17 protein-coding genes and 2 tRNA genes are annotated in these 19,177 nt (G+C 72.2%); 8 read left to right on the top strand and 11 right to left on the bottom strand.

Annotated features, from left to right (window positions below; all coding sequences use genetic code 11):
• Positions 1–48: 48 nt before the first annotated feature.
• Together AB0P07_RS14035 and AB0P07_RS14030 are read left to right on the top strand one after the other, a co-directional pair.
• On the top strand, positions 49–819 hold the full coding sequence (locus AB0P07_RS14035) for an IclR family transcriptional regulator C-terminal domain-containing protein (RefSeq protein WP_365549664.1): 771 nt from the start codon (positions 49–51) through the stop codon (positions 817–819).
• A gap of 124 nt (positions 820–943) precedes the next feature.
• A tRNA-Lys gene (locus tag AB0P07_RS14030) sits at positions 944–1,017 on the top strand.
• 53 nt (positions 1,018–1,070) lie between these two features.
• Here the strand turns inward: AB0P07_RS14030 and AB0P07_RS14025 are convergent.
• The 3 genes from AB0P07_RS14025 to AB0P07_RS14015 form a co-directional block, all read right to left on the bottom strand.
• Entirely contained in the window at positions 1,071–1,676 is a 606-nt protein-coding gene (locus AB0P07_RS14025; RefSeq protein WP_365549661.1) for a lytic polysaccharide monooxygenase, read from the bottom strand.
• A gap of 149 nt (positions 1,677–1,825) precedes the next feature.
• Positions 1,826–3,055 (bottom strand): SPFH domain-containing protein, encoded by a 1,230-nt coding sequence (locus tag AB0P07_RS14020; RefSeq protein ID WP_365549658.1) that lies wholly within the window; start codon positions 3,053–3,055, stop codon positions 1,826–1,828.
• 59 nt (positions 3,056–3,114) lie between these two features.
• Complete coding sequence (locus AB0P07_RS14015) at positions 3,115–4,215, bottom strand: peptidoglycan-binding protein (protein ID WP_365549656.1); 1,101 nt, start codon at positions 4,213–4,215, stop codon at positions 3,115–3,117.
• Between the two features lie 198 nt (positions 4,216–4,413).
• Here AB0P07_RS14015 and AB0P07_RS14010 point away from each other — a divergent pair.
• From AB0P07_RS14010 to AB0P07_RS14000, 3 genes are all read left to right on the top strand, one after another.
• A tRNA-Lys gene (locus AB0P07_RS14010) sits at positions 4,414–4,487 on the top strand.
• Positions 4,488–4,779: 292 nt separating this feature from the next.
• Positions 4,780–6,795 (top strand): glycosyltransferase family 2 protein, encoded by a 2,016-nt coding sequence (locus AB0P07_RS14005; RefSeq protein ID WP_365549653.1) that lies wholly within the window; start codon positions 4,780–4,782, stop codon positions 6,793–6,795.
• Positions 6,792–8,729 (top strand): kelch motif-containing protein, encoded by a 1,938-nt coding sequence (locus AB0P07_RS14000; protein ID WP_365549650.1) that lies wholly within the window; start codon positions 6,792–6,794, stop codon positions 8,727–8,729. The genes AB0P07_RS14005 and AB0P07_RS14000 overlap by 4 nt, the downstream gene beginning before the upstream one ends.
• A gap of 99 nt (positions 8,730–8,828) precedes the next feature.
• On the opposite strand, the gene AB0P07_RS13995 is transcribed toward AB0P07_RS14000, so the two are convergent.
• From AB0P07_RS13995 to AB0P07_RS13975, 5 genes are all read right to left on the bottom strand, one after another.
• A complete protein-coding gene (locus tag AB0P07_RS13995) occupies positions 8,829–9,860 on the bottom strand; it encodes a glycoside hydrolase family 6 protein (protein ID WP_365549648.1) in 1,032 nt (343 codons plus the stop codon).
• Between the two features lie 277 nt (positions 9,861–10,137).
• Positions 10,138–10,824, bottom strand: a complete 687-nt coding sequence (locus AB0P07_RS13990; protein WP_365550322.1) for a class F sortase — start codon at positions 10,822–10,824, stop codon at positions 10,138–10,140.
• 44 nt (positions 10,825–10,868) lie between these two features.
• Entirely contained in the window at positions 10,869–11,423 is a 555-nt protein-coding gene (locus AB0P07_RS13985; protein ID WP_365549645.1) for a hypothetical protein, read from the bottom strand.
• Between the two features lie 103 nt (positions 11,424–11,526).
• Positions 11,527–12,306, bottom strand: coding sequence for an HAD-IIA family hydrolase (locus tag AB0P07_RS13980; RefSeq protein ID WP_127895636.1), 780 nt, complete (start codon positions 12,304–12,306; stop codon positions 11,527–11,529).
• Positions 12,307–12,520: 214 nt separating this feature from the next.
• Positions 12,521–13,981: an ROK family transcriptional regulator gene (locus AB0P07_RS13975; protein WP_365549643.1), complete on the bottom strand. Its 1,461-nt coding sequence runs from the start codon at positions 13,979–13,981 to the stop codon at positions 12,521–12,523.
• Between the two features lie 55 nt (positions 13,982–14,036).
• Between AB0P07_RS13975 and AB0P07_RS13970 the strand changes: the two genes are divergently transcribed.
• From AB0P07_RS13970 to AB0P07_RS13960, 3 genes are all read left to right on the top strand, one after another.
• On the top strand, positions 14,037–15,119 hold the full coding sequence (locus AB0P07_RS13970; protein ID WP_365549641.1) for a Gfo/Idh/MocA family oxidoreductase: 1,083 nt from the start codon (positions 14,037–14,039) through the stop codon (positions 15,117–15,119).
• Positions 15,116–15,592 carry a heme-degrading domain-containing protein gene (locus AB0P07_RS13965; RefSeq protein ID WP_365549638.1) on the top strand — a complete coding sequence of 159 codons (477 nt, stop codon included), beginning with the start codon at positions 15,116–15,118 and terminating at the stop codon, positions 15,590–15,592. Before AB0P07_RS13970 ends, AB0P07_RS13965 begins: the two co-directional genes overlap by 4 nt.
• Before the next feature lie 106 nt (positions 15,593–15,698).
• Entirely contained in the window at positions 15,699–16,571 is an 873-nt protein-coding gene (locus AB0P07_RS13960; RefSeq protein ID WP_365549635.1) for an LLM class F420-dependent oxidoreductase, read from the top strand.
• Positions 16,572–16,725: 154 nt separating this feature from the next.
• Here the strand turns inward: AB0P07_RS13960 and AB0P07_RS13955 are convergent, their stop codons facing one another.
• From AB0P07_RS13955 to AB0P07_RS13945, 3 genes are all read right to left on the bottom strand, one after another.
• Positions 16,726–17,583, bottom strand: a complete 858-nt coding sequence (locus AB0P07_RS13955) for a fumarylacetoacetate hydrolase family protein (RefSeq protein WP_365549632.1) — start codon at positions 17,581–17,583, stop codon at positions 16,726–16,728.
• 335 nt (positions 17,584–17,918) lie between these two features.
• Entirely contained in the window at positions 17,919–18,632 is a 714-nt protein-coding gene (yidC, locus tag AB0P07_RS13950; RefSeq protein ID WP_365549629.1) for a membrane protein insertase YidC, read from the bottom strand.
• A 100-nt stretch (positions 18,633–18,732) separates the two neighbouring features.
• Positions 18,733–19,053 (bottom strand): DUF6412 domain-containing protein, encoded by a 321-nt coding sequence (locus tag AB0P07_RS13945; protein ID WP_365549626.1) that lies wholly within the window; start codon positions 19,051–19,053, stop codon positions 18,733–18,735.
• Positions 19,054–19,177: the final 124 nt, after the last annotated feature.

The raw sequence follows: 19,177 nt of genomic DNA, 5'->3' as shown, positions 1-19,177 counted from the left end.
GCACAGGCAGGGACAGGGGCCGACGAGCTAGCGCAGGGGGAGACCACCGTGGCGCTACAGCACACGCCGAAGCACAAGCCGACCGCGCCGCACCACTCGGCCCAGGACGCCCTGCGCGTCCTGGAGACGGTGACGCGGCACGCCTCCGGTGTCACCGACACCGAGATCGCCCGCCTCAGCGGCCTCGACCGGGAGCGACTGACCCCGCTCCTGCGCATGCTGCGCCGCGAGGGCTACGTCGAGCAGACCGCCGACGGCACGTACGTCACCGGGGAGGCACTGGCCCGGCTGGGCTCCGCCCACGGCCGGGAGCAGGCCCTGCGCGACAAACTCCAGCGCACCCTGGACCGGCTGCGCGACTCGGTGGGCGCCGCCGTCTACATCAGCCGGTACGTCGACGGCGAGGTCAGCGTCACCCAGTACGCCGACAGCCCGGCCACGCCCAAGGTCAACGAGTGGGTGGACTTCCGGGTCTCGGCGCACGCCACCGCGGTGGGCAAGTCCCTGCTGACCCAGCTGGACCACGCGGGCCGCCGCGACCACCTGTCCCGGCACCGGATGGCCCGTCTGACCTCGCGCACCATCACCAGCGACAAGCTGCTGCTGTCCCGTCTGGAGTCCCAGCCCGCCACCGTGCCGGTCCTCGACCTCCAGGAGTACGCGGTGGGCACGGTCTGCGCAGCCGTCCCGATCACCGCCGGTTCCGCCGTGGGCTGTCTGGCCCTGTCGCTCCCGGTCGAGCACGCGCACCGGCTGCGCCAGGCCGCGGACGAGCTGAACCGGAGCGCGGCGCCGATACTGCTGTCCCTGGCGATCTAGGGGGCGCCGTTGGGATCTAGCCGGCCTGATCCCAACGACACCCCTGGGGCTGGTCACGAGCACTGCCCGGCACCGGGTAGTATTTTCTTCGTCGCCGGCCGCGAAAGCGGACGGCGGGAGTCATGCGCCGCTAGCTCAGTTGGTTAGAGCAGCTGACTCTTAATCAGCGGGTCCGGGGTTCGAGTCCCTGGCGGCGCACAGAAGGAAGGGCCCCTCGCCGAGCGAGGGGCCTTCGCCTGTTCGGAACCCGTTCAGAAGGTGACGTCCGAGCACGCGTAGAACGCGTTGCCGGTGTCGGCCACCGTCCACACCGCGAGGATCACGTGGTGCCCGCTCAGCCCGGACGGCAGGGTGCCGGTGTGGGAGAGCGTGGCCGGGGGCTGCTTGCCGCCGTAGGGCACCGTGAAGAACGGCGTGAGGTTGAGGTCGGACCGGGCGAGGTTGTGGTTCTGGTTCCAGCCCGGCTTGGTGACGTAGTACTTGAAGTCGGTCGTGGCGTGCCGGGCGGTGAACTGCCAGCGGAAGGTGTAGCTCTGCCCGCCGTTCACCCGGGTGGTCGGCCACGCCTGGCCGTTCGGCTGCTTGGGACTGTCGAGTGCGGCGAACGGCCCGTGACCCGCGGAACAGATCTTTCCGTCGGCCGGTCCGGAGGCCGGGAATCCCTTGGGACCCTCGACGCTCTGCGGCTCCCACTGGATGGCGCCGCACCCACTGACGGTGCCGTTCTGGCACACCTTCTGCCGGCTGACGGGCAGGTCGGTGTAGCCGTGACCGCTGGCGCCGCCGGACGAGAGCACGAGGGCTCCGGTGGTCGCCATGCCCAGCGCGGCCGCGTACAACTTGGTCCTTGTGCGCATACTGCTGCTCCCTGTGACGTGTGGGGAAGTTCAGGGGAAGTTCAGTGAGCCGTGCAGGTCTAGACCAAGTTCAGATTATTGCCGTTAGTTGAACATGTCCATACCAAAGACGGGACGTGCTGCCCGCCCACGCCGGGCAGCGCGCCGGGTCACGCCCCGGCATCCCCCCGTCCCGCACAGAACGCCACGGTCAGGTCCTTCACCAGCACCTTGCGCTCGTAGTCGTCCAGTTCGACCAGACCGCGCATGGTCAGCCTGGTCACCGTGTCCTCCACCGAGTCCACGACCGAGGTCAACACGCTCGCCCGCTGCGCCGCGTCCAGCGCCGCGATCCGGCGCCGGTGCATCGCGGCGGCGACCTCGGGCGCGTACTCCACCCGGACCGGCCGCACCGAGAACACCTCCAGGCCGACCGGCGCCGCGTCCGCCGCCACCAGCCGGGTCAGCGTGTCCCCGGCCACGTCCGCCGAGCTGCGGACCGTGCCGAGCGGCTCCACCGGAACCCGGGCCAGCGCCGCCTCGACGCACTCGCGCAGATACGTCTCGTGGTCCTCGACGCCCAGCGTGGCCTTCACGGTGTCCCGCACCCGCCACACCACCAGCGTCACCGCCCGCAGCGCGACCCCGTTCCCGTCGGCCGCGGGCATCGGCTCGCTGCGCCAGTGCCGCAGCCGCACGTCCACCCGGCGGCGCAGCAGCAGCGGGTTCACCCACATCAGGCCGGTGCGCCGCACCGTCCCCCGGTAGCGGCCGAACAGCCCGAGCACCCAGGCGCGCCCGGTGCGCCCCCGGGCCAGCCCGCCGAATCCGAACAGCCCGAGCACACCGGCGGTCGCGTACGCCGCCCACTGTGCGGGCCCGAGCCCGGCACCCGCGTACGCCGGCAGCCCCAGCGCCTGCGCCGCGAGCGGAGGTACGAGACCGGCCCACCAGGAGGTCGCCGCGCACCCGGCCACCCCGCACAGCCCCGCGGCCACGCCCGCCGCGCCGGGCAGCACCCGGGCCGGACGTTCCCTCAGCTCCGGGTCGACCGACGGCACCGGGCGGGGGCGGGCGTTGACGGGGCGCCGGGTCGCGGGCCGCTCTCCGGGCCGCTCCCCCGCGCCCTGCCGCCGCGCGACGACCGCGGGCCGCAGCGGCACCGGCGCCGGGGCGGGGTCGTCGCGGAACAGCAGGTGGACGGGGATCTCCGTGGTGGCCTCGTTGTGAATGAGCCGGGCGGGCCGGGTCCCGGCCTCGGGTGCCACGGCACGCGACCCCGTGCAGGACTGCGCCGACGAGCCGGTCGAGGGGCCGGCCGGGGAGCCGGCCGGTGGGGCGGTCGGGGAGCCGGCCGGTGGGGTCGAGGAGTCGGTCGAGGATGTCGTGTTCGTACTCATGCGTGCTCCAGCCTCCGCGCCAGACGCGTCATGAACGGGTGATCACCTGCGGGCGACGGTCACGAGAAGAGCCGCCGCCATGTCTCCGGACCCGGGAGGCCGTCCGCCGCCCCGCCGCGCCAGCCCTGCGCACGTTGGAAGGCCTGGACGCCCAGCCGGTCCGCCTCGCCCCAGCGCGGACCCGGCCCCCTGGTGTAGTGGGCGCCGAATCCCTTCTTCACCAACTGCCTGCCGAGCCGGGTGACGTACACGTTGTCGGCGCCCGGCCGGAACATGCCCCGCCCGGGGTAGCCCGCCACCCCGTGCGAGGCGGGCCCCTCGGCCGCGGGCGGCGCGTCCCCGCCGCCCGCCGCACCCGCCTGGCCCGCCTTGCCCTCCGTGACCCCCTTGTAGCGGTACGGCAGGTACTTGGCGGAGTTGCTCCAGTAGGCGTACGGCGTGTCCAGCTTGCGGGTGTGCGGCGGGGTCTGCTCGTACGCCGTGTAGGCGGTGCGCGTCCCGTCCGTCCAGCCGCCGAAGATCACCACGTGGGACCCCTTCTCCGGGTCGGACGCGTTGTGGAACAGCAGGATGTCGCCGGGCTGCAGTTCCTCCTTGGTGATGCGGTCGGCGACGGTGCCGAGGCTGCCGGTCCACTCGTTGCCGGGCAGCTTCCAGGCCATCGACACGAAGCCCGAGCAGTCCTGCCGGTAACCGTCGGACCAGTACGCGGTCAGGCTGTAGGGGACCTTCGCGGCCACCCAGGTCCTGGCCCGGTCGATGATCTCCGTACGGGTGATGCCGGCCGGTTCCGCGCCGGCCGGGGGCGCCGCGGGCCGGCCGGTCGCGCCGTACAGCGGGGACCTGGGCCCCTGAGGGGTGCCGGGCTCGTCGCCCGCCGGATCCGCCGGATCCGCAAAAGCGGAATCCGGCGGAACACCCGGCAGGTGGGGTGCGTGGGCGGCCGCCGGGAGCGCCGCCGCCGGGCCCGCGCCGAGGACGGACACGGCGGTCGCGGAAGCGGCGGCGGTGGCGGTGGCCACGACCAGCGTGCGGTAGGCGGCCGGGTGGGCGAGCGCGCGGCCTGCCGGGGAATGCGGCAGAACGCGCCGCCAGTGACGGCAGCCGGGACATTCACAATCGATCGCGGGATCGATTTCCTCGAATACGGGAGTCTCCATGCGATTCCCCTCACACTCCCGGTGGATATGTCCGCGGCGGCCCACTTCGGTACATGTCGGTCAGTTTCTCAACTGTCCACACCACTCGCATGTTGACGGTCCGAATGATGTACCCGGCCGATATCGCCGTGCGCCGGGAACGGCCGGCGGTGGTCCGGAGCACCGGTCGGCATCGGGTAGAGTTGTGCAGGTCAGCAGGCGCCGCTAGCTCAGTTGGTTAGAGCAGCTGACTCTTAATCAGCGGGTCCGGGGTTCGAGTCCCTGGCGGCGCACAGACGGTCGAAGGCCTCTCGTATCACACGAGGGGCCTTCGGTGCATTCGGCTCCGGAACGTCTTGCGATCATGAGGAACGCCGTAGAACCTTGGTCCGGTCGGGGGCCGGGTGCGGAGGGGATGCCGAGGGGGGCATCATGCAACCGGGGGTCGCCATTCCCATGTCTATATGGTGTGCATGCCGTGGTGACCATGACCCACCACTGACACGTCCGTGACGGTCGAGGGGGACCCGAGCAGGCGAAGGAAGCGACGAAACACGCACTGACCCGCGTGTGGGGGGATGACACATGACGTCGACGCCGACGGGCGCCGGGCAGGATCCCGACCCGTCCCAGACCACCCGACTCCGGGTGCCCGGGCACCGGAACTGGAACACAGGTTCGTTCCGGCGAATAAAGAAGACGCTGCCGAAGTACGACTACGAGCACTACAGTCGCCTCGCGGGCCCCCTCACCCAGCCCGACCCGAACAAGCCGTACCGGGTGCAGTACCGCTCGCTGATATCGCAGGAGCCGCACCGCATCCGGGTCGCCCTGATGCTGGCCGCCGCACCGCTGCTGTCGGTGGTGCTGCTGGTGTGGCTGCTCCAGCCCGAGCACTGGACGGAGCGCGACTACCCGGCCTTCTCCTGGCTGCCCGCGCTCGACATCGTGATGCTGGTCGCGATCGGCCTGATCGAGCTGTTCCGCTGCCTGAACGTGCTGTCGAACGCGCACGCCACCCTGGTCGCCCGCGACCCGGTGCCGGTGGTGCCCGAGACCGGCACCCGGGTCGCCTTCCTCACCTCCTTCGTGCCCGGCAAGGAGCCGCTGGAGATGGTGACGAAGACCCTGGAGGCGGCGGTGAAGATCCGCCACCGCGGTCTGATGCACGTCTGGCTCCTCGACGAGGGCGACGACCCGGAGGTGAAGGAGGTCTGCGCGCGCCTGGGCGTGCACCACTTCTCCCGCAAGGGCGTCGCCAAGTGGAACCGGAAGAAGGGCCCGCACCGTGCCAAGACCAAGCACGGCAACTACAACGCCTGGCTGGAGGCGCACGGCGACGACTACGACTTCTTCGCCTCCGTCGACACCGACCACGTGCCCCTGCCCAACTACCTGGAGCGGATGCTCGGCTTCTTCCGCGACCCGGACGTCGGCTTCGTCATCGGCCCGCAGGTCTACGGCAACTACGACAACCCGATCACCAAGGCCGCCGAGTCGCAGCAGTTCCTCTTCCACGCGCTGATCCAGCGCGCCGGCAACCGCTACGGCGGGCCGATGTTCGTGGGCACCTCCAACGCGGTGCGCATCAGGGCGCTCAAGCAGATCGGCGGCCTGTACGACTCGATCACCGAGGACATGGCGACCGGGTTCGAGATGCACCGCCACAAGAACCCGGCCACGGGCCGCAAGTGGCGCTCGGTCTACACCCCCGACGTGCTCGCGGTGGGCGAGGGCCCGAACGCCTGGACGGACTTCTTCACCCAGCAGATGCGCTGGTCGCGAGGGACGTACGAGACGATCCTCAAACAGTACTGGAAGGGCTGGTACTCGCTCCCGCCGAGCAAGCTCTTCAACTACACGATGATGATCATCTTCTATCCGATGTCGGCCCTGAACTGGATCCTGGCGGCGCTGAGCTGCTGCCTGTTCCTGGGCCTGGGCGCGTCCGGCGTCAACATCGACCCGGCGGTCTGGCTGATGCTCTACGGCAACGCCTCCGCGCTCCAGATCGGCCTGTACGTCTGGAACCGCCGCCACAACGTCTCCCCGCACGAGCCGGAGGGCTCCGGCGGCGTGGCCGGCATGATCATGTCCGCGCTGTCGGCGCCGCTGTACGCGAAGGCGCTCGTCGACTCCGTGCTGCGCCGCAAGAGCAAGTTCGTGGTGACCCCGAAGGGCGACTCGGCCAGCCCGGACACGCTGTTCGGCACCTTCCGGTACCACTGGTACTTCATCGTGATCTTCGCCGGTTCCATCGCCGCCGGCCTCGTCCTCGGCCACTCGCACCCCGCGATGATCATCTGGGCGACGTTCGCGCTGCTGATCACCGCGTCGCCGATGTTCGCCTGGCGCCACGAGCTGAGGAAGGCGAAGAAGCAACCGCCGGTCGCGGCGGCGGAGCCCGCACCGCGGGTCCCCTCGCAGCAGCCCGCGCCCGGACCGGCCGACGCACCGTACGGACAACGGCAGGCGCCCTACGGACCGCCGTACGGACAGCACGCGCCGCAGCAGACGCCCAACTGGGCCGCCTCCGCCGACGGGGGCGACGACCAGACCATGCAGATCGCCCTTGGTGGACTTGGGGGACGTAAGGAATGAAAGACCGTGCCGGCCGCCGCCGGGCCCGTCGCTTCGCGATAGGTACGGCGGTGGTAGTCGCGCTGGCCGGGATGAACGGGCCGTGGCTCTACCGCTTCAGCACCGAGAAATACCACCAGTACAAGATCGACCAGCCGGAGTACAAGGCCGCCAACGGCAAGTGGGAGATCATCGAGTTTCCCGAGAAGTACCGGCAGAACACCATTCACGCGGCCCTGCTGCGCACCGGCAAGGTGCTGATGGTCGCCGGGTCCGGCAACAACCAGGACAACTCCGACGACAAGCAGTACGACACCCGGATCTGGGACCCCGTCAAGGGGACCATCAAGAAGGTGCCGACACCCACCGACCTGTTCTGCACCGGGCACACCCAGCTCGCCAACGGCAATCTGCTGATCGCGGGCGGCACCAAGCGGTACGAGAAGCTCAAGGGCGACGTCACCAAGGCCGGCGGCCTGATGGTCGTCCACAACGAGAACCCGGACGAGCCGATCACCCTCCCGGCGGGCACCAGGTTCACCGGCAGGGAGAACGGCAAGACCTTCGTCTCCAAGGACCCGGTCCTGGTGCCCCGCGCCGAGAAGGTCTTCGACAAGGAGACCGGGAAGTTCCTGCGCAACGACCCGGGCCTCGGCCGGATCTACGTCGAGGCGCAGAAGAGCGGCAGCGAGTACGAGACGGGCACCGAGGACAACTACCGCGTCCAGGGCCTGTCGGGTGCCGACGCCCGCAACACGTACGGCATCGCGCAGAAGCTCGCCCTCGACAAGAAGGACTTCCAGGGCATCCGCGACGCCTTCGAGTTCGACCCGGTCGCCGAGAAGTACATCAAGGTCGACCCGATGCACGAGGCCCGCTGGTACCCGACGCTCACCACCCTGAGCGACGGCAAGATCCTCAGCGTCTCCGGTCTCGACGACATCGGCCAGCTGGTCCCGGGCAAGAACGAGATCTACGACCCGAAGACCAAGGAGTGGACCTACACCGACAAGGTCCGCCAGTTCCCGACGTACCCGGCGCTGTTCCTGATGCAGAACGGCAAGATCTTCTACTCGGGCGCGAACGCCGGCTACGGCCCCGACGACGTGGGCCGCACCCCGGGCATCTGGGACGTGGAGACCAACAAGTTCACCGAGGTCCCCGGCATGAGCGACGCGAACAAGCTGGAGACGGCGAACACGGTGCTGCTGCCGCCGGCGCAGGACGAGAAGTTCATGGTGATCGGCGGCGGCGGGGTCGGCGAGTCCAAGCTGTCCAGCGAGAAGACCCGGATCGTCGACCTCAAGGCGGACGACCCGACGTTCGTGGACGGGCCGTCACTGGAGAAGGGCACGCGCTATCCGCAGGCCTCGGTCCTGCCCGACGACAGCGTGCTGGTCTCCGGCGGCTCGGAGGACTACCGGGGACGCAGCGACTCCAACATCCTCCAGGCACGGCTCTACCACCCGGACACCAACTCGTTCGAGCGGGTCGCCGATCCGCTGGTGGGCCGCAACTACCACTCCGGTTCGATCCTGCTGCCCGACGGGCGCCTGATGTTCTTCGGCTCGGACTCGCTCTACGCCGACAAGGCGAACACCAAGCCGGGCAAGTTCGAGCAGCGGATCGAGATCTACACGCCGCCGTACCTGTACCGCGACTCGCGGCCGGACCTTTCCGGGGGGCCGCAGACCATCGAGCGCGGTGGGTCGGGGACGTTCACCTCGCGTGCGGCGTCCACCGTCAAGAAGGTGCGGCTGATCCGGCCGAGCGCGTCCACGCATGTCACGGACGTGGATCAGCGGTCCGTCGCGCTGGACTTCAGGGCGGAGGGGGACAAGCTGACGGTGACGGTGCCGAGGAACGAGAACCTGGTGCAGTCGGGGTGGTACATGATGTTCGCGACGGACGGGGAGGGGACGCCGAGTAAGGCGGAGTGGGTGCGGGTGCCGTAGCGCTCCCGCAGGGTACGGCCAGGGGTGCGGGAGCGTCGTGGTTGATCGCGCGCACGCGACGGTGGCCGCACATGTCACAGCCCCGCGCCCCTGGGTTCCTTATCCTTGCGCCAGTTTCACGGCGTACTCCGGCCACCACGCCCCCGCTTTCGGGCCGCCCTTGCATTCGCCGTCCGACTCTCCCGGGCGCTTGACCCACAGGTAGGCGTCCACCAGGGGGTCGGCCGTCTTCGTCGTCGGGGTTTCGCCGAGGGCCCGGCCCGGAGGGTTGCACCAGCGTTCGTCCTCGGCGCCCTCGGTGTAGGGGCCGTTGCCGTTGCGGCTGGTGTCGACGACGAAGTGCTTGCCGCCCACCTTGGCGGAGAGCTGCTTGCCGTAGGCGATGGAGTCCTCGGTGGTGTAGAAGTTCGACACGTTGACCGCGAAGCCGTCGGCCTGGTCGATGCCGGCCCGCTTCAGGGGGTCGAAGATCTGGTCGGGGTGGCCCCAGCCGGCGTTGCCCGCGTCCAGGTACACCTTGGTGTTCTTCAGCGCGCCGAGCCTGGCGATCGCGCCCTTGAGCAGGTCGTAGCGCTCCTCGTGGAACTCCTGCGGGGTGCAGCCGTCGACGAGGTGGAGCACGGCGTCCGGTTCCAGGACGACGGTCGCGGCGCGGTCGCCGACGCCCTTGGCGACGCCGTCGACGAAGGAGCGGTAGGCGTCGCCGTCCGCGGCGCCGCCCCCGGAGTACTGGCCGCAGTCGCGGTGCGGGATGTTGTAGAGGACGAGCAGCGCGGTGCGGCCGGCCTCGTCGGCGGCCTCGGTGAAGCCGCGGGCCTGCTCCTCGGGGTTCTCCGGGCTGATCCACTCGCCGGTCGGCTGCTGGGCGATCTTGCGGATCTGTTCGGCCTGGTCCTTCTTGCCCGCCTCGGTCAGCGAGGCCACCTGCCGGGCCGCGGTGCCGTCGGGGTTGACCCAGAACGGGTCGGCCTCCTTGGGCTGTTGCGTGATCCCGGCGCCCGCGCCCTTGCCCTCGCCGTCCCCGTCACCGGACGAGGAGCAGCCCGCGAGCAGCAGGGCCGCCGCTCCGAGCACCGCCGCCGACGCAGCCCGCCTCCTGGACATGCTTCCGGCCGGCCTGCTGCCGTACATCCAACCCCCCTGGGTGCACTGTTCCGAGGCTCAATCCTGACATACGCCTCGTGCGCCCACGGGGTCGTCGGCCGACGGACGGCAGGAGGCGGAAGGGGTCGGCCCCGAGCGCTCTCGCCGCCGCCCTCGTGGTCGCCGACCGGGATGCGGGGCGGGGAGGGGAGGGGCGCGGAGAAGCTGCCGCCGCACATGGTCCGATAACCCGGGAGTCATCGCTGGAGGACCGAGACGGCGCTGGTCCGGGCCCTCGCGAGGGCGGCGCGCGACACGGGAGCGCTCACCGGGTGACGGGGCCGGTTCCGGTCAGGTAGGCGGAGACGACGACGTTGGCCGTGTAGCTGTCGGTGGCCTGGTCGAAGGTGCCGCCGCAGGTGATGAGTCGGAGCTCGGAGCGGCCCGTGTCGCGGGGCCCGTAGGCCTGCTGGGCGTCGAAGCCGTCGCGGGTGAGGACCTGGACGTCCTCGACGGTGAACTCGGCGGCCTCCGCGTCGTCGCGGGCCACCCGGATCGTCTGGCCGGGTTCGATGCTGCTGAGCCGGTAGAACACGGCGGGCCGGGTCTCGGTGTCGACGTGGCCGACCATCAGGGCGGTCCCGGCGGCTCCGGGGGCGACCCCGGCCGCGTACCAGCCGACGGTGCCGGGCTGGTCGAAGGGCGGTGGTTCGATGGCGCCCTCGGCGTCGAGACCGCGGGCCACGACGGGGGCGTCGATGTCGAGTCCGGGGACGTCGAGCCGCTGCGGCCGGGCGTCGTCGAGGGGCGCGTGGGCCGGGGGCAGCGGGACGTCCGGAGGCCGGCCGGCCGCCGCCATGTCCCCGGTGGCCGGCCGCGATATGCCCTCGCGCACGTCGGTGGCCTCGCGGCCCCACAGCCACAGCCCGAGGAGGAGCACCACCCAGGCGATGCCGGTGACCAGACGCCCGCCGGGGGCGGCGGTCGTCGGCGCGGTCTCCGGCCCCGTCATCCGTGCGGTGTCCCGCTCGTCCCGTTCGGCCTGTTCCGACATGGTCAGTCCGTCCTGCGGCTCCGGCTGCGGACGCTGCGCAGTGCCACGGCGACGGCGGCGATGCCCGCGAGCACCAGGCCGGTCACGGTGTGCGCCGTACCGGGGGGATCAACGCGCGCCGCGTCCCCGGTCCCCGACGCGGCCAGCTCCGCCGTGCCGCCGCCGCCCGCGTCGACGGGGGCGACGGGCGAGGCGGGTGCGGTCGGGCGTCCCTCGTCGTGGACGGTGATGGTGCCCTTGCGCGCCTGCTCGCCACACGTGACCTGCACGGCGTACGCACCGGCCCGCACGCTGGTACGGACCCGGCTGGAGCCGACGAGGACGCCGTCCTGCGCGGCCAGGCTGAGCCGTACGTCCGACTCGAAGGCCGCGGACACGGCGACGGCCGTCTTCTCGGTGCAGTCGGGCACGCGAAGCGTGACGTCGGCGCCGGGGGCGGGCGAGGACGGCGACACGGAGATGCCGCCGCCGTCCGCCGCGTAGGTGTAGGCCGCCGGTGCGCACAGTGCGGTGGCCAGCGCGGCACCCGCACAGAGGGTTACTTTCAGTGAGCCCATCGTGTACCTCCAGTTACCTGGAGGCTGCCCCGCGGACCCCGTCACCGCATCCTGCGCGGGGCCGGGGCTACTCCGATCGGGTCATGCGGAGGAAGTCCGCGTTTCAGACCCGTTCCACGAGGTCCGCGATGGAGTCGACCACCTGGGAGGGGCGGTACGGGAAGTCCTCGACCTGCTCGGGCCGGGTGAGGCCGGTGAGGACGAGGAAGGTCTGCATCCCGGCCTCCATGCCCGCCAGCACGTCGGTGTCCATGCGGTCGCCGATCATCGCGCTGGTCTCGGAGTGGGCGCCGATCGCGTTGAGCCCGGTGCGCATCATCAGCGGGTTGGGCTTGCCCGCGAAGTACGGCTGCTTGCCGGTCGCCTTGGTGATCAGGGCGGCCACCGCGCCGGTCGCCGGGAGCGGGCCCTCGGTGGAGGGGCCGGTCTCGTCGGGGTTGGTGCAGATGAAGCGGGCGCCGGCGTTGATCAGCCGTACCGCCTTCGTCATGGCCTCGAAGGAGTAGGTGCGGGTCTCGCCGAGGACCACGTAGTCGGGGTCGTGGTCGGTGAGGATGTAGCCGATGTCGTGCAGGGCCGTGGTCAGTCCCGCCTCGCCGATGACGTACGCCGAGCCGCCGGGCCGCTGGTCCTCCAGGAACTGGGCGGTGGCCAGCGCCGAGGTCCAGATGGACTCGATCGGCACTTCCAGCCCCATGCGGCGCAGCCGGGCGTGCAGGTCGCGCGGGGTGTAGATCGAGTTGTTGGTCAGGACCAGGAAGGGCTTGCCGGATTCGCGGAGCCTCTTGATGAAGGCGTCGGCGCCGGGGATCGGCACCCCCTCGTGGATGAGGACCCCGTCCATGTCGGTGAGCCACGACTCGATGGGCTTGCGGTCTGCCATGTGCTCGGTCTCCTGCCTGGGCGGTCCTGCGTGCGCCCCAGCCTAAACAGTGCCGGATCTTGTGGGAACGGCCGTCTCAGCTTCCGGTGGCTTCCTTCCGGGCGTCGATGTACGAGGTGAGGTGCTCAGCATGCAGTCGAGGAGCTTCCCGTTCTCGGTGTGCGGGGCGCCGGTGACGAGTCCGGCCGCGTAGGGCAGGGCGAAGGTAGCGGGGTCAGGGAGCCGTTCGGGCGGAACCGTTGCCGTGGCCGAAGAGGGGGGCGAGCAGCAGTTGGGCCGCGCCCTCCGCGACGCCGCGCGGCCCGCCCGGCGCGAGCCGCACCGGTACGGCGCCGTCGTGACCGCCCTCGCGCCGGGCGCGGGCGTCGAGGACCGCGCCGACGCCGTGGACGAAGACCTCGGGCGCGGCGGTGACGGTGCGGCCGCCCAGCAGCACCCGGTCGATGTCCAGCAGCCCGGCGAGGTTCGCGGCGCCCGTGCCGAGCACCCTTGCCGCCTCCGCGAGGTCCCCGCGGGCGACGGCGGCGAGGCACAGGGCCTCTATGCAGCCCCGGGCGCCGCAGGTGCAGGGCGGCCCGTCGAGCTGGACGACCTGGTGCCCGAACTCGCCGGCGCCGGTCCGGGCGCCCCGGTGCACGCCGCCGCCGAAGACGAGCCCGGCGCCGAGTCCCGTACCGAGGTGCAGATACGCGAAGGAGCCGGCCCCGGCGCCCCCCGCCTCGTGTCCCGCGCCGCCGACCGCGAGGCCGAGGGCCGCCGCGTTGGTGTCCTTGTCGACGACGACCGGCACGCCCAGCCGCCGCTCCAGCGCGTCCCGCAGCGGGTAGCCGTCCCACTCCGGGAAGCCGGTGACCCGGTGCAGCACCCCGCGGACGTGGTCGAGCGGCCCGGGGAGGGCGACGCCGAGACCGAGGAGGGTGGGCACGCCGTCGAGAGCGGCGCCCGGCGGCGCGCCCTCCCCGGCAAAGGACACCCGCCCTTGCGAGGCCTGCTCCTCCGACTCCCGCTTCCCCGGCTCCCGCTTCCCCGGCTCCCGCTCCCCCGGGCCCTGCTTCCCCGAAGCCCGATCCTCCGGACCTCGTTTCCCCGAGGCCTGCTCCCCCGAGGCCCGCTCCCCTCGGGACGACGAGCCCGACGCCTCCGACGCCTCCGTCGCCTCCGTCGCCTCCGTCCGCAGGCCCGCCGCGCCGGGCGCGCCGGGCGAGCCGGGCGAGCCGGGTCCCGCGGCAGGCGGCCCCAGTACCTCCGCCACGAGTTCCTCCGCCGCCCGCACCACCCCCTCCAGCACGGTCTCCGCGCCCGCACCCAGGTCGAGTGGAGCGCGCCGCTCCGCCACCACGGTGCCGTCGAGGTCGACCAGCACCGCGCGCAGCTCGTCGCGGTCCAGGTGGACGCCGACGGCGTGGCCGGCCCCGGGCACCAGGCGCAGCACCGTGCGCGGCTTGCCGCCGGTGGACGCGCGGCGTCCGGCCTCGGCGGCCAGGCCCTCGCCCCGGAGCCGGGCGGTGATCTTGCTGACCGCCTGCGGGGTGAGCCCGGTCTGCTCGGCGAGCTCCAGTCGGCTGATCCCTCCGGCACCGGCGCCGCGCAGCAGGTCGAGCACCAGGGCGGTGTTGTGGCTGCGCAGGGCGAGCAGGTTGGCACCGTCGCCCGCACTCGCGTTACTCCTGTTCACACCCTCATTGTCCCCGGCGCTTGCACTTTGGCAACACCGTTGCGAAAGTAGACGCATGACTGCTACCCCTCCCGGCACTCCCCCTGTGCGCGTCGGCCTCGTCGGCTACGGTCTCGCGGGCTCCGTCTTCCACGCCCCGCTGATCGCCGCCACCGAGGGCCTGGCCCTGGACACGGTCGTCACGTCGAACCCGGAGCGGCAGCAGCAGGCCCGCGCCGAGTTCCCGGACGTGCGCACCGTGGCCAGCCCCGACGAGCTGTTCGACCGGGCCGGCGAGCTGGACCTGGTCGTCGTCGCGTCCCCGAACAGGACGCACGTACCCCTCGCGACCCGGGCCCTGGAGGCCGGTCTGCCGGTCGTGGTGGACAAGCCGGTCGCGGGCACCGCCGCCGAGGCGCGCGCGCTGGCGACGCTGGCCGAGGAACGCGGTCTGCTCCTCTCCGTCTTCCAGAACCGCCGCTGGGACAACGACTTCCTCACCCTGCGCGCCCTGCTCGCCGAGGACGCGCTGGGCGAGGTGTGGCGCTTCGAGTCCCGCTTCGAGCGCTGGCGGCCGAAGCCGAAGGGCGGCTGGCGCGAGTCCGGCGACCCGGCGGAGATCGGCGGTCTCCTGTACGACCTCGGCAGCCACGTCGTCGACCAGGCCCTGGTCCTGTTCGGCCCGGTCACGCAGGTGTACGCCGAGTCCGTGGTCCGGCGGGCGGGCGCGGAGGCGGACGACGACACCTTCCTCGCGCTCACCCACGCGAACGGCGTCCGCTCCCACCTCTACGTCTCCTCCACCGCCGCCCAGCTCGGCCCCCGCTTCCGGGTGCTCGGCTCGAAGGCGGGCTACGTCAAGCACGGCCTCGACCCGCAGGAGGCGGCGCTGCGCGAGGGCAAGCGGCCGGGCCCCGGCTGGGGCGAGGAGGCCGAGTCGCTCTGGGGCCGCGTCGGCGCCGGGGAGTCGCCGCTGACCGGCGGTGGACAGGTGACGGCGACCGTCGCGGGCGACTACCCCGCGTACTACGCGGCGGTGGCGAGGGCCCTGCGCGAGGGCGGCCCGAACCCGGTGGACGCACGGGAGGCGGCCGCCGCCCTGGACGTGCTGGAGGCGGCCCGCCGGTCCGCCCGCGACGCAGTGGTGGTGGCCCTGTGAGCACCGCACCGGCCACCCCCACCGTCGCGGAGCTGGAGGAGCAGGAACGCCGCCTGGTCTTCCGCCGGTTCACGAACGACGACGCGTGGGCGCTGGGCTCCCTGCTCGTCGAGCTGGCCCGGGAGCGCGAGGCCCCGGTCGCCATCGACATCCACCGTGCCGGACAGCAGCTCTTCCACGCCGCACTGCCGGGCTCCGCCCCGGACAACGACGCCTGGATCGCCCGCAAGCGCCGCGTGGTGGAGCGGTACGGCTCGGCGTCGTACCTGGTCGGCTCCCGCTTCCGGGCCAAGGGCACGACCTTCGAGGAGGCCTCGCGGCTCGACCCCGGCACGTACGCGGCGCACGGCGGCTCGTTCCCGGTCACGGTGGCCGGCGTCGGGGTCGTCGGCGCGGTGACGGTCTCCGGACTGCCGCAGGTGGAGGACCACCGGCTGGTGGTCGAGGCGCTGGAGCGCTTCCTGGGCGAGTAGCCCGACCGGCCCCGGGCGGCGTGGTCGGGGAATCACCGGTGGGTACCCGTGGTTGGCAGGCAGACACGCAGCATGATCACGGTGCCCACCGGAGGGATCGCAAGCGATGGACGAGGCGACGGCTTCCCTGAAGGAATCGGTCGGACGGTACGGCGTCTGGAGCGTGCCCCTGCGCTCCGAGGCCCCGGAGGGCGCGGCCGAACGCGCCGATGCCGCCGCCGAGTTGGAGCAGCTCGGCTACGGTGCCCTGTGGCTCGGCGGCAACAGTTCCGCCCGGCACGCCGCCCCGCTGATCGGGGCGACGGAGCGGATCGTGGTGGGCACCAGCATCCAGAGCATCTGGGAGCACAGGGCGTCCGAGGCGGCGGCGGGCTTCGCCGAGCTGGAGGTGTCCCACCCGGGCCGCTTCGTACTCGGCCTCGGCGTGAGCCACGCCCCGCTCGCGGAGGGGTACCGCCGCCCGTACTCGACGATGGTCGGCTACCTGGACGAGCTGGACCGGGCCGGGGTGCGCTCGGGGCACCGGGTGCTGGCGGCGCTCGGCCCGAAGATGCTGGACCTGTCCCGGGACCGGGCAGCGGGCGCGATCCCGTACCTGGTCACCCCGGAGCACACCGCGCAGGCCCGCGAGCGGCTCGGCGAGGGCCCGCTGCTGGCCCCGGAGTTCAAGGTCGTCCTCGACTCCGACCCGTCCCGCGCCCGTGCGACGGCCCGCGCCTACCTCGCCATGTATCTGAGGCTGCCGAACTACACGAGGAACTTCCTGAACCTCGGCTTCACGGACGAGGACGTCACGGGCGGCGGCAGTGACCGCCTCGTCGACGCCGTGTTCGCCTGGGGCGACGAGGCCACGATCCGCGCCCGCATCGACGCCTTCCACGCCGCGGGCGCCGACCACGTGGCCCTCCAGCTGGTGGAGGACGACACGGCCCGGCTCCCCAGGGAGGGCTGGCGCCGACTGGCTTCACTGCTCGGCTGAGGGCAAGGCGCCCGGGGACGCGGGACGGTGACGCGAGCGGGACCGTGACGTGAGCGGGACCGTGACGTGAGCGGCTCCACCTCGTGGGGGCGGGCGGCGACGGACAGGCCGCGGCCGCCACCGCACCGCCGTATCCCTCTCCCCGGCGGAGCGCCTACGCCCCCTTCAGTTCCTGCCGCTGCCGCCCCAGCCCCTCGACCTCCAGCTCGACGACGTCCCCCGCCCGCAGGTACGGCTTCGGCTCGGGCTGCCCCATCGCCACGCCCGCCGGCGTCCCGGTGTTGATGACGTCGCCGGGGCGCAGCACCATGAACTGGCTGACGTACCGCACGACCTCCCCCACGGGGAAGATCTGCTCCGCCGTCGTCCCGTCCTGCTTCAGCTCGCCGTTGACCCACAGCCGCAGCGACAGCCGCTGCGGGTCGGGCACCTCGTCGGCGGTCACCAGCCAGGGGCCCAGCGGGTTGAACGTCTCGCAGTTCTTGCCCTTGTCCCAGGTCCCGCCGCGCTCGATCTGGAACTCCCGCTCGGACACGTCGTGCGCGACCGCGTACCCGGCGACGCACGCGAGCCCCTCCTCGGCCGACTCCAGATAGCGGGCCGTACGCCCGATCACGACCGCCAGCTCGACTTCCCAGTCGGTCCTGGTCGACCCGCGCGGCACGAGCACCGTGTCGTGCGGCCCGACCACCGTGTCCGGCGTCTTGAAGAAGACGACCGGTTCGGCGGGCGGCTCGGCCCCGGTCTCGCGGGCGTGGTCGTGGTAGTTCAGCCCGATGCACACGATCTTGCCGATGCGTCCCACCGGCGGTCCGACGCGCAGCCCGGTGGCGTCCAGCGCGGGCAGCTCACCGGCCTCGGCGGCGGACCGGATCCGGCCGAGTGCGCCCGCGTCGGCGAGCAGTTCGCCGTCGATGTCCGTGACGACGCCCGACAGGTCTCGCAGGGTCCCGTCGGCGTCGAGCAGCGCGGGACGCTCCGACCCCGCCGTACCGACTCGCAACAGCTTCATGATCCCCAACTCCTCGCTCGCGGGCAGCCCGCCCGACGGTGCGCGACCTGGGTGCGGCAGCGACGCGACAAGCATCGGAGGACTGGTCGATCCTCCAAGGCAGGGGTGCACTCCGCAATACCCCGTTCACGTACTGGACCGTAGCCACGACCCCGGCGGGCCGCCCGGGACGCAGCGCCCGGGCCGAGGGATCGCAGGCACAGGGTCTCCTCCTTGTCGATCGACAGCGGCGGTCGACAAGGCCCCTGCTTCCGGTGTTCCGCCTGACCAGGCCGTTCACCCCTGGAACCCCTGGAACCCCTGGAACCCGGCCGGGCCGACCGGCCGGCCGGCCCTCAGCGGTAGAGCACCGCCCGCTCGACGGCGCTCCACGTCGTGCTGGTGACGACGTAGAGCGCGGCGGCCAGCGGCACCACGGCCACGGTGACGAGCGTGAAGAAGGACATGAAGGGCATGACCTTGGTGATCGCGCCGACACCCGGCACCGCGTCCGCGTCACCGGTGGGCAGCACCGGACGGGCGGCCGTCGTCCGCTTCGTGAGCCGGTAGCTGAAGGTGGCGACCGCGGCCACGACCGCGAACAGCGCCACGTACACGAGCCCGGCCCCGCCGAGGGCCCCGCCGTCGCCGAGCGCGTCGGCCCAGCGTCCGCCGAGCGGGGCCGCCAGCAGCTGGTGGGACAGGAGTCCGTTGGCCCGGCCGCCGATCTCCGAGCTGGAGAAGACGTGGTAGAGCAGGAAGAAAGCGGGCAACTGGAACAGACTGGGCAGGCATCCCGACAACGGGGACACCTTTTCCGCGGCGTGCAGTTCGAGGACCGCCCGCTGAAGACGATCGGGGTTCCCAGCGTGCTTGCGGCGCAGTTCGGCGATCCGCGGCTGGAGCTCGGTGCGTGCCTTCTGCCCGCGCGCGGCGGCCCGGGAGAGCGGGTGGACGAGGAGCCGTACGAGGGCGGTGAACAGGACGATGGCGGCGGCCGCGGCCGAGGCGCCGCACAGGGGCTGGAGCAGGTCGGCGAGGCGCTCGACCAGGCTGGCGAAAACGGACATGGGTGGGTGAGCCCTCCGGGGGTCTCGTCGTGCCGGGTGAAGGTGGGGCGGCATGACGACACGACCGGCGCGGGGCCAGGAGTACGGGAGAAGCCTCGCCCTACGCGGTGGTCGCCGGGAGGGCGTGTCCGGGCGCTCGGGGCCGGCGGCGGCCGGGGGCGTCGGGATCGCGTTGGGGCAGGAAGGCCGTACGCAGGTCACGGTCCCTGATGGCGGTGCGCACCCGGGTGGGCGGCACGGCGGGCGCGCAGCGGGCGGCGATGACGGCGCACGCGGCGAGCGCGGAGGCGACCGCGGTGGTCGCGGCGAGCGCGACGGTGGCGGAGAGGCTGCCGACGTCGACGAGGGCGACGGGCAGGACCACGAGGAGCAGGACGAACAGCGCACGGGACACCCGAACCACGGCCCGTCCCCGACTCATCCGCCGCCCCTCGCTCCCCCGCTCGCGTACACACGTTTGCCCCAAGTTATACAGGAGCCGTACGCGAGCCGGTATCGCCCCCGGAGCCCGACCGCACATCCCGGGTACCTGCCCCCGGGCCCCT

It is taken from the genome of Streptomyces sp. NPDC085944 (genome assembly GCF_040686295.1).
Taxonomy (GTDB): Bacteria; Actinomycetota; Actinomycetes; order Streptomycetales; family Streptomycetaceae; genus Streptomyces; species Streptomyces salinarius.
This window is presented reverse-complemented; position numbering and strand designations above follow the sequence as displayed.

Coding starts and splice junctions, on each gene's coding strand:
- AB0P07_RS14025 (WP_365549661.1), bottom strand. CDS start 1,676: ATGCGCACAAGGACCAAGTTGTACGCGGCCGCGCTGGGCATGGCGACC.
- AB0P07_RS14020 (WP_365549658.1), bottom strand. CDS start 3,055: ATGAGTACGAACACGACATCCTCGACCGACTCCTCGACCCCACCGGCC.
- AB0P07_RS14015 (WP_365549656.1), bottom strand. CDS start 4,215: ATGGAGACTCCCGTATTCGAGGAAATCGATCCCGCGATCGATTGTGAA.
- AB0P07_RS14005 (WP_365549653.1), top strand. CDS start 4,780: ATGACGTCGACGCCGACGGGCGCCGGGCAGGATCCCGACCCGTCCCAG.
- AB0P07_RS14000 (WP_365549650.1), top strand. CDS start 6,792: ATGAAAGACCGTGCCGGCCGCCGCCGGGCCCGTCGCTTCGCGATAGGT.
- AB0P07_RS13995 (WP_365549648.1), bottom strand. CDS start 9,860: ATGTACGGCAGCAGGCCGGCCGGAAGCATGTCCAGGAGGCGGGCTGCG.
- AB0P07_RS13990 (WP_365550322.1), bottom strand. CDS start 10,824: ATGACGGGGCCGGAGACCGCGCCGACGACCGCCGCCCCCGGCGGGCGT.
- AB0P07_RS13985 (WP_365549645.1), bottom strand. CDS start 11,423: ATGGGCTCACTGAAAGTAACCCTCTGTGCGGGTGCCGCGCTGGCCACC.
- AB0P07_RS13980 (WP_127895636.1), bottom strand. CDS start 12,306: ATGGCAGACCGCAAGCCCATCGAGTCGTGGCTCACCGACATGGACGGG.
- AB0P07_RS13970 (WP_365549641.1), top strand. CDS start 14,037: ATGACTGCTACCCCTCCCGGCACTCCCCCTGTGCGCGTCGGCCTCGTC.
- AB0P07_RS13960 (WP_365549635.1), top strand. CDS start 15,699: ATGGACGAGGCGACGGCTTCCCTGAAGGAATCGGTCGGACGGTACGGC.
- AB0P07_RS13955 (WP_365549632.1), bottom strand. CDS start 17,583: ATGAAGCTGTTGCGAGTCGGTACGGCGGGGTCGGAGCGTCCCGCGCTG.
- yidC (WP_365549629.1), bottom strand. CDS start 18,632: ATGTCCGTTTTCGCCAGCCTGGTCGAGCGCCTCGCCGACCTGCTCCAG.
- AB0P07_RS13945 (WP_365549626.1), bottom strand. CDS start 19,053: ATGAGTCGGGGACGGGCCGTGGTTCGGGTGTCCCGTGCGCTGTTCGTC.